Source organism: Rectinema subterraneum, from assembly GCA_009768935.1.
GTDB classification, from domain to species: domain Bacteria; phylum Spirochaetota; class Spirochaetia; order Treponematales; family Rectinemataceae; genus Rectinema; species Rectinema subterraneum.
Genome location: WESA01000087.1, coordinates 1 through 4,760 on the forward strand (window position 1 = coordinate 1; position 4,760 = coordinate 4,760).

General features: G+C 50.5%; 7 protein-coding genes. 1 reads left to right on the plus strand and 6 read right to left on the minus strand.

The genetic code is table 11. The features are described 5' to 3' along the window. The coding region (locus tag GAP13_RS12585) for a hypothetical protein (protein WP_503473380.1) at positions 1–282 on the plus strand (282 nt) is incomplete at its 5' end. 43 nt (positions 283–325) lie between these two features. Here the strand turns inward: GAP13_RS12585 and dnaB are convergent. From dnaB to rpsF, 6 genes are all read right to left on the minus strand, one after another. Then, positions 326–1,669: a replicative DNA helicase gene (gene dnaB / locus GAP13_RS12590; protein WP_158908642.1), complete on the minus strand. Its 1,344-nt coding sequence runs from the start codon at positions 1,667–1,669 to the stop codon at positions 326–328. A gap of 126 nt (positions 1,670–1,795) precedes the next feature. After that, complete coding sequence (rplI, locus tag GAP13_RS12595) at positions 1,796–2,389, minus strand: 50S ribosomal protein L9 (protein WP_158908643.1); 594 nt, start codon at positions 2,387–2,389, stop codon at positions 1,796–1,798. A 2-nt stretch (positions 2,390–2,391) separates the two neighbouring features. Further along, positions 2,392–3,354: a DUF2232 domain-containing protein gene (locus GAP13_RS12600; RefSeq protein WP_158908644.1), complete on the minus strand. Its 963-nt coding sequence runs from the start codon at positions 3,352–3,354 to the stop codon at positions 2,392–2,394. 53 nt (positions 3,355–3,407) lie between these two features. After that, a complete protein-coding gene (gene rpsR / locus GAP13_RS12605; protein ID WP_158908647.1) occupies positions 3,408–3,716 on the minus strand; it encodes a 30S ribosomal protein S18 in 309 nt (102 codons plus the stop codon). Positions 3,717–3,769: 53 nt separating this feature from the next. Continuing rightward, on the minus strand, positions 3,770–4,222 hold the full coding sequence (locus tag GAP13_RS12610; RefSeq protein WP_158908645.1) for a single-stranded DNA-binding protein: 453 nt from the start codon (positions 4,220–4,222) through the stop codon (positions 3,770–3,772). 33 nt (positions 4,223–4,255) lie between these two features. Beyond that, positions 4,256–4,537: a 30S ribosomal protein S6 gene (rpsF, locus tag GAP13_RS12615; RefSeq protein WP_158908646.1), complete on the minus strand. Its 282-nt coding sequence runs from the start codon at positions 4,535–4,537 to the stop codon at positions 4,256–4,258. Positions 4,538–4,760: the final 223 nt, after the last annotated feature.

The following is a 4,760-nucleotide window of genomic DNA, read 5'->3' on the forward strand; positions in this document are numbered from 1 at the left end:
AATGTCGCCAATATGCTCAATCGCTTCTGCGTCTACATGGCCTGGCACAACTACGCAAAGCCCTTCCGGATCAAAGCGAACCGAAAGGCGCGTATGACCCATGCAGAAGCGGCAGGCATACCTCGCGAGCTCGTGGCCACGGGGCGCGCATGGATGTTCCGTGAACGGGCATTTGTAAGTAGGCTCTCCCTCGATCTACTGGATCAGAAGCTCTGGAAGCGCGCATTCTCGACCCCTCTCAAGACGTCTGCGGAGTATCTGCCTCGCTATGCGCTTGCGTGAGTTTTCTCCTACCTGCCTTCTGCAAGGTTCGTGACACTATCCTCTATTTGTGCTCGTGCCGTTCCATATTCACGAATTTCGCATAGCTGCTCTTGAACCAGACTGAAGTCTTGCCGATAGGACCGTTGCGCTGTTTGGCAATAATGAGATCTGTCTCCACCTGATCACTCTGCTGGTCGTGTGCCTTGTTCATCTCCCTCTCTCTGTGCAAAAAGAGGATAAGATCAGCATCCTGTTCTATTGAGCCGGATTCTCTCAGGTCAGCAAGAGTCGGTTGTTTGCCCTCAGCTTCGCGTTTGAGCTGCGAGAGGGCAACAACCGGGATATTCAATTCGCGTGCGAGCGCCTTGAGCGATCTGGATATGGCAGAAATTTGCTCCCAGCGCGGCAGATCTGCGTTTTCATGCGTAACCAGAGTCAGATAATCGATAAACAGAATTTTCACTCCGCGTTCGAGCACAAGCCTTCGTGCCATAGTTCTGAGCTCGAGCAGCTTCATGTTTGGCATGTCGACAATGTAGAGCGGAGCTTCATAGATTCTGGCTGCAGCTTCCATAAGGCTGTCATAGTCGGTCGTTCGGATTCTGCCTGTCCGGATGCGTTCTGCAGGTATCCTTGCTTCCGATGATATGAGCCTGAGCATAATGGCTGATTCGGACATTTCCAGGGAAAAGAATGCAGTCGGTATTTTCAGGTCTATGGAAGCATGAGCCGCAATGGTGAGCGCGAGCGCAGTTTTCCCGACTGAAGGGCGCGCGCCTATGACAACGAATTCGGAATTCTGAAGGCCGCTCGTCATGGCATCGAGGTCGGTGATTCCTGTCGGTACTCCTGTGAATGCTTCAGGATTTGTGCTCAGCTTTTCGATGAGCAGCATTGTCTCAGTGACAATCTCTTTCGCTGAATGGTAGTCGATAGTCCTGCGGTTCTGGGAAATCTCGAAAATCTTTGCTTGCAGTTCGTCCAGGACCCTGTCTATATCCATTGTCTCTTCGTGAGCCATGGCGGCCATTTCAGCGGATAGCTGGATAAGGCGCCGCCTGGTAGCCATTTCCTGGACAATTCTGGCATAATACTCGACATTCGCGGCCGAAGGAGTAAACGACGCAAGGCTTGCGATATAAGCGGTCCCCCCTATGCGGTCAAGGCTGCCTCTGCTGCGCAATTCTTCAGAAAGAGTAATGAGGTCCGGTTTTTGCCCTTTTTCATGCATCGAAATGAGCGCTTCAAAGGTTTCCTGGTTGGATGGCTCGTAAAAGCTTTCCGGGCGGAGATACCTTAGCACGGTATTCATGCTCTCCGGATCTATAAGCAAAGCTCCCAAACAGGCCTGCTCGGCATCGGCATTGTAAAGCGGCAATTTGTCTTTCAGAGACGGGCCAGCCATCATTCAGCTCCTTGCACCATCATATCTTCATTTCAAACGAAAAAGAACTGCACAAGCAAAAAATTTAATCCCGCCCACATGAAGGTGAGCGGGATTATTGAATACCCGAGCTTTCCAGCAGTTTTATCAGCTGAGCTGGCCGCGATTGACCGCTGCTTCAAATGCGGCTGCCTGTTCTTCAGCCGTTGCTGGTTCGGTTTCTGTGCGCTGGCGGCGAGGTCTGTGCTTTTTCGCTTCGCCTTCGCCAGCCTTTTTCTCCTCGGCCGATGCGACAGCCTGTGCTTCAATGGAAACACGGAGTGCCGCCTCATCCTTTTCGTAGAGCTTGACTGCAACTTTGTAATTGCCAACGGATTTGATCGAGCGACCGGGAACTTCTATCTTTTTGCGATCTACTTCAATGCCTTTTTTCAAAAGCTCATCGGCGATTGTATGATTGGTGACCGCGCCGTAGAGTTTTCCGTTGCTGCCTGCCGGCATGCTGATAACCAGCGTATCTGCTTCCAGTTTTTCTTTGAGGGAGCGAGAGGCGAGCCTCTTTTGCTCTTTGATGGCCAGAATTTCTGCCTGGCGCTTCTGAAGCATCGCAGCGGATTTTTCGTTGTATACCATTACCAGTTTTTTGGGCAGAAGATAATTGCGAGCATAGCCTGCTGCAACTTCCTTTATGTCACCAATTTCGCCCAGGTTGGGAATGTCCTGATTCAATATGACTTTCATGTTCAGGCTCCTTTTCGTATTCGATATTGCAACCACACCTCCGATACACCAAGTACCGGCATTAGAATTGCAACTGCCAGCCCGACTTTTCTGTCGAGCAGAATGAGCAGGATCAGCAAAACCAGCATCAAGCCGGTCGTGCGATGCATGCCTTTCGATTCAAAAAAATATGATATCAAACCAATTCCTTGAAGCGCATACCAAGATGCCGCAGCGAGCGATGCATTCCACGCGACAATTGCCAAGGCTCCCTGTTTGTGGCCATACAGCACCAAAAGCAGTAATCCCCAGGCAAGAATGCTGGGCCAGAGCAGCCACCGAGGAACAACTATCGAACGAATAGAACCCTTTTGCATTGTTCCATCAGCGCCTGTGCCCTTTTCCCCAAGGCGATTGCCAATCGACCAGCTTGCAGCAAGCATGAGGAAAAGCAGCGCTCCATAGCAGTCCAAAATGACTTCGACTGCAGGCGCTACATAGTCCCTCGCAATAGTAGCAGCATCAGGCAGCTGCGTGCCTGAAGATCCCAGAAGCTGGAGAATGATGCTCGCGATAGCCTGCTGCACCTCTTGTGTGCCTATGCTGGCTTTCAGCAAAAATCCGAAAACTCCCGCCAGAATAACGCTCACCGCAATGACCTTTTTCCAGCTGTCAACTGCAAGCATATTCAGCGCGCCAATTCCACAGAGCAAAAGCAATGGTGGAAGAAAGGTCTGGACAAGAACAGAAAACTGCATGAAGCCAAGACTGGAAAGACGCATCGCATTTCCAATTCCGATCACTGCCAGTGAAGCAAGCATCGAAAGCAAACCCTCTTTTTTGCCATCTTTTGCAAATGCAAACTGGACAGGCACCAGAAATGCTACCGCAATGAATCCGCTTGCATAGAACAAGCCTGACAGCACTCCCGCAGAAACCCATACCGGTATCTTTCTGCGGTTTGCGCGAACAAGTATCGGATCCATGCTGTTTTGTGTTTCCATAGTCGCTTGGGCGCTCAAGTTTCTTTAAATTCGAGTTATTTTACGACATATGGGAGCAGAGCGAGTGCCCGTGCTCTCTTGATGTTGACAGCGAGCTCTCTCTGGTGCTTCGAGCAGGTACCGGTGATGCGGCGGGGAAGAATCTTGCCGCGCTCGGTTGTATATCTGCGAAGCATGTCTGCATCTTTGTAGTCGATAACAACTTTCTGGGTGCAGAACCGGCAGACTTTCTTTCTGAAAAAGCCTTTGCCTTTGCGAGGACCATTGCGGTCATCCTGATCTCTTCGCGAATCCTGCTGATCAGCTTCGGGACGAGAGACCTTTACATCTTCAATATCTTTCATTTCATCCATACAAATCTCCTGTTGTTTGCGATGATTATGCCGACAAGTCCTTTTCAGAAAGGAATATCGTCGGTGAACTCATCGACCCCCGGAGGAATCGATGCTTGGCCGTTTGAAGGTTCGGGTTTGGCCGGTACGGAATCAGGAGCATATCTTCTGTTGCTGGCATCTGTGCCTTGAGGCGGCGATCCAAGCGGGCGAATTGTAGAAGCGACGACGACCACCTTTGATCGCTGCTGGCCATCTTTTTCCCATCGATCCTGACGCAGCTCGCCCTGTACAGCGACCTGACGGCCTTTGAGAAGATACTTGCTCAATCCTTCCGCACTTTTTCCGTAGAATTCGATATCGAAATAATGCGGTTCATCCACCCACCCCTCGTCCTGCTTTTTAGAACGATTGACCGCGATAGAAAAACGGCAAATAGCATACCCCGAAGGGGTATACTTCAATTCGCTGTCGCGCGTAAGACGTCCAACCAGCACTACTACATTGATATCGCTCACAATGTGCTCCTTACCCGATTTCCCGGTTCAGCCTCAGTCTTCGACCTTCACTACCAGATGCTTCAAAATTGCAGGGCTCAGCATGATTGCGCGCTCGAGCGCAACAATGGATGCCGGCTCGATACTCATCCGGTACAACACATAATGTGCACGCATTTTCTTTTTGACGGGATATGCGAGAGGTCTGTCTCCCATATCTTCTTCTTTGACATCGATCGCCTTGAACTGTGCGAGCAGATCGGCGACTGCCTGTTTGCCGGCCTTGAACTGATCCTCTTCGGAGTTCAAGACCGTTACGAGTTCGTACTGTCTCATTCAATCCTCCCTGTGGACGTTTACGCCCATACGGGCGCGCATGATCCAGCCAAGACTGCCGGATAAAGAGGGCATTGTTTTATAGCACAAAAGATTGTGAATAGCAAGCATTGCCCGCTTGCACGGCTGGCGATTTATTTTCATAACCCTTCTTCCGCAGTTGAAACGCCAAAAATGAACGCAAGTTATTGCTATGGAATTAATTATGCTGTTTGGTCGGAAA

Excerpts from the sequence above, each read along its gene's own strand:
- dnaB (WP_158908642.1), bottom strand. The coding sequence starts at position 1,669 with ATGGCTGGCCCGTCTCTGAAAGACAAATTGCCGCTTTACAATGCCGAT.
- rplI (WP_158908643.1), bottom strand. The coding sequence starts at position 2,389 with ATGAAAGTCATATTGAATCAGGACATTCCCAACCTGGGCGAAATTGGT.
- GAP13_RS12600 (WP_158908644.1), bottom strand. The coding sequence starts at position 3,354 with ATGGATCCGATACTTGTTCGCGCAAACCGCAGAAAGATACCGGTATGG.
- rpsR (WP_158908647.1), bottom strand. The coding sequence starts at position 3,716 with ATGAAAGATATTGAAGATGTAAAGGTCTCTCGTCCCGAAGCTGATCAG.
- rpsF (WP_158908646.1), bottom strand. The coding sequence starts at position 4,537 with ATGAGACAGTACGAACTCGTAACGGTCTTGAACTCCGAAGAGGATCAG.